This is a genomic window from Mesorhizobium sp. M7A.F.Ca.CA.002.15.2.1 (assembly GCF_003998715.1).
Lineage (GTDB): Bacteria > Pseudomonadota > Alphaproteobacteria > Rhizobiales > Rhizobiaceae > Mesorhizobium > Mesorhizobium ciceri.
Window position 1 is genome coordinate 1 of sequence record NZ_RZPI01000541.1, and the last position, 3912, is coordinate 3912.

A 3912-nucleotide genomic window follows, 5' to 3' on the forward strand; every position below is an offset into this window, starting at 1 on the left:
TGACAGCAGGGCTTGCAGAACTTTCAGCGCGAAGGCGCCATCGCCGCAGCAATCGATGGTGACGAAATTGGTCGCCGACGCCAGTGGCTTCAGCCCGTTCGCCTCGGCAATGCCGGCGATGCGTCGGCGGCCGGCCGCGACCCGCGCCACCACGCTTTGCAGATAGTGCTGATCGGCGAGCGCCTCGACGCCGGCGATCTGCGCCATGCGGCTGACGCCGTAATGGTTGCGGATCTTCTCGAAGTCGCGGATCACCTGGGCCTCAGCGATCGCATAGCCGCAGCGTATGCCCGCCAGCCCGTACGCCTTCGAGAAGGTGCGCATGCGGATGACGTTTGGCCTGGAGATATCGATCGGCGGCAGCGCCGAGGCCGGCCCGAGTTCGCCATAGGCCTCGTCGAGCACCAGCATGGTGGTTTCCGGCAGCGCCTCGATGAAGCGGATGATCTCGCTCGCCTCCCACCAACTGCCCATCGGATTGTCGGGGTTGGAGAGATAGACCAGCGGGGCCTTGTCCCTGTGCACCGCCGCCAGCAGGCCATCCAGGCTTTCCCGGTCGTTCTCGTAAGGGACCGTCACCAGTCGTCCGCCGACACCGGCGATGTGGAAGTTGAAGGTCGGATAAGCGCCGAGCGAGGTGACCACAGCATCGCCGGGCGCCACATACATGCGTGCCACCAGGGCGAGCAGGCCATCTATGCCTTCGCCGACAACGACGTTCTCTGCTTTTACGCCGTGATGCGCGGCTACCGCCACCTTCAGATCGTGATTGTCGGGATCGCAATACATCCACATGTCGCCGGCGATCTCGGCCATGCGGGCGATGACGCGCGGCGAGGGACCAAAGCTGCTCTCATTGGCGCCGATGCGGGCGCGAAAAGCGCGGCCACGCTCGCGCTCCTGCGCTTCGGGGCCGACAAACGGCACCGTCGAGGGAAGCGCTGCGATGAGCGGCATGAGGGGAGGGCGCTGATGCATGGTGGAAGCTCGCTTGAAAGGGCCTTCTTGCTAGCGCGCCGGATGGGTCGGTGCAAGTTGCCGCTGGGCAGATCCGTAACGCTGGATTCTTTCGGCCGCTTTTGCTAGCGAGACGTGATGAACAACCGTCTGCCGCCTGCCTGGTCAAAGCACCTCAAGGTCCAAACCGGGCCGAAACCCAAATTCCCGCAGCCAAATCTGCGCAACGCAAATTCGCTTTCGCCTGCGCAGGCAGACGATGCGTTGCTGGAGCAGGCGTATCAGTTTCAGCAGGCCAAGCGGCTTAACGAGGCTCAGGACCTATGCCTTCGGGTGCTGGCGCGCACGCCTAACCATCCGCTCGCCCTGTATATTTTGGGGACCGTGTGCCTGGGCTACGACGATGAGGCGGCCTTGCGATATTTCGCACGAGCGATCGGCGAGGAACCAAAAAACCCCTACTACCACCTTGGTTTGGCTTCGGCCTATGTGAAGGTCAGTGAATATTCACCGGCAATCGAGCATATGCAGTATGCCTTGGAGTTGCAGCCAGGTCTCATCGAAGCGCTTTGTGCATTGGGGGACGCTTATATCCAGTTTGATAAACCCGACATGGCTTTGCCGCTCTATGAGAAGGCGCTGAAGATCAACCGCGATCATCCCAAAGTGCGGATAGGACTGGCCAGCGCGCTCAGCAGCCTGGGGCGCATGGACGAGGCCGCCGCCTTTCTTAAAGAAGCAATCGAACGTCGCATCGCAATGCCGACTGCCTACAACGACCTTGTACAGACGCAAAAGTTCACCGAAGAGCCAAAGGAACTACAATCCATCGTTGGTGAACTCGGCAATCCCAAGCTTGATCTGGACGGCGTAGAGAAGCTCCATCTGGCGGCCGGCAAGGTGCTGAACGACCTCAAGCGCTATAAGGATGCATTCGGCCATTTCAACAAGGCCAAACAGGCCTCGGGCCGCTACTTCGATATCGACCAATACCGTCGGTGGGTAGATTCACTGATTGAGACCTTCACGCCTGAGATGCTGGCTGCCAGGTCGGGTTACGGAAATCCTTCGGAAGTTCCTGTGTTCGTGGTCGGCATGCCGCGCTCGGGAACGACACTCACGGAACAAATTTGCGCAAGTCATCCCGATGTCCATGGCGCAGGGGAACTAAGCAAACTCAGAAGAGTCGCGAATGCGATCGACCTCAGAAAGTCATCGGCCGGGAGGCTAAACCATGCGATGGCGTCGATCACAGAACACCTGTCCGGAACACTGGCCGAAGAGCACCTGACCTATCTGAGGGAGCGAGCGCCTGCCGCGCTTCGGATCGTGGATAAGATGCCTCATAATTTTGAGCTGATCGGTCTTATCGCCGTTCTCTTTCCCAACGCGCGAATCATTCATTGCCGTCGTGACGCCATCGACAATTGCGTCTCTTGTTTTGTCCAGAAATTCGGCGAGGGGCACAGCTACAACACCGACCTGAAGACACTCGGCCTGTACTATCGAGAATATGACCGCCTGATGCAGCATTGGAACGAGGTTTTCCCGAACCTGATCTTCGAAAATCAGTACGAGACGCTGGTCGACGATCAGGAAGCGCAGTCACGCCGCCTCATCGATTACCTTGGGCTGCCCTGGGATGACGCCTGCCTGCGCTTTTTCGACAGGGATGGTTCGGTCAACACACCCAGTCGCTGGCAGGTTCGCCAACCGATCTACAAATCGTCGGTCAAGCGCTGGAAGAATTATGAAGGCGAGATCCAGCCACTCATCGATGCTTTGGGCGACTTGGCGGACACGTAACTCAGACCAGTCCTGCGTTCCGCTCATGCGCGCACGTCTCCTCGATTTGGTTGGCACTGCTGAGAAATAGAGCTGAAGAAGCTTACGGATGCGCGTGATTCCGCACCCGATGATCCCAACACAATCGCTCGGTTGGTCAATTGATTCTGCTGGTCGACACGCTCGAAGTGCTTGGCGCGAAAACTCACGCACTGCCGGACTGCCGGAGCTGCCGGGGCTCGGCTTCGTCGGCTGGCTATTGTCGCTCGCAAACCTTCAAGAAGTGCAGGGGCTCGGTCTCGGGGCGGCTCAACTGCATTTGACGAGTCTCTCGGAACCCGGCGTAAAAAACCCGGCGGTTGCCCGCCGGGTTTTCGATTTCGACAAGTCGAAATATATTAGAACGAGCGCTGGAAGCGGAGGAGGCCGCCGATGCTGTTCTTCTTGTCGGCCGGTGTGAACGATGGGTTAACATAGTTGACATCGCCAAATCGGCCTGCATGGAGGTAGTCGACTTCGGCCGTGACCGTGAAGCCCGGCACAACGTCGTAAGCGATGTTCGCGGCAACGCCGACGTTCTTCCAATCGTCAGCAGACACCTGAGCGTTGAACGAGGTTTTTTCGTTGAACTTGTAGGTGCCACCGCCCCACACTGCCCAATTGCCACCCCACATCTTGTAGAAGCCGCGACCGTTGGCGTCGACATGATTGCTGAGGTTATCGTTGAGATTGTCGTCCGAACCGTAGCCGCCCATGATGAACAGCGAGAGTTCGTTGGAGACGTTCACATCCAGGCGAACCTTGCCGGCCACTTCTTCGTAATTGCTGTCATAGGCGACGACACCGGTGATGGCGCCCCAGCCCTGCGTGTACTTCACGCCGCCGACGACATGCGGAACATAGCTGTCGATCGTGTCATTGGCGTTACCTTCTTCCAGCGAGACCACTGCCGAGAAGCCGTTGCCGGCGTCGAAGTAGTACTGGACGACGTTGGTGTCGAAATCGCCGTAGGGAACGAGCGTGTCGTTGATGACGTTGCCGGCGTAGCCGACGAACGTATCGAAGGCCGATTCGTCCTTACCGACGCGCAGGCCGCCGAGCTGGATCCAGGCGAAGTTCAGCGAGACGTCCCGGTTGTGGGCGGCGTTGACGTCCTCGAAGGCGTTGTCG

General features: G+C 59.2%; 3 protein-coding genes. 1 reads left to right on the forward strand and 2 read right to left on the reverse strand.

Features of this window, described 5'->3' with window-relative positions:
* The coding region (locus ENZ74_RS24560; protein ID WP_127313047.1) for a pyridoxal phosphate-dependent aminotransferase at nt 1-978 on the reverse strand (978 nt) is incomplete at its 3' end.
* Nucleotides 979-1095: 117 nt separating this feature from the next.
* Between ENZ74_RS24560 and ENZ74_RS24565 the strand changes: the two genes are divergently transcribed.
* A complete protein-coding gene (locus ENZ74_RS24565; protein WP_013532602.1) occupies nt 1096-2763 on the forward strand; it encodes a sulfotransferase in 1668 nt (555 codons plus the stop codon).
* A gap of 377 nt (nt 2764-3140) precedes the next feature.
* Here the strand turns inward: ENZ74_RS24565 and ENZ74_RS24570 are convergent.
* Nucleotides 3141-3912, reverse strand: a 772-nt coding sequence (locus ENZ74_RS24570; protein WP_164761179.1) for a porin, incomplete at its 5' end; no start/stop codon positions are given.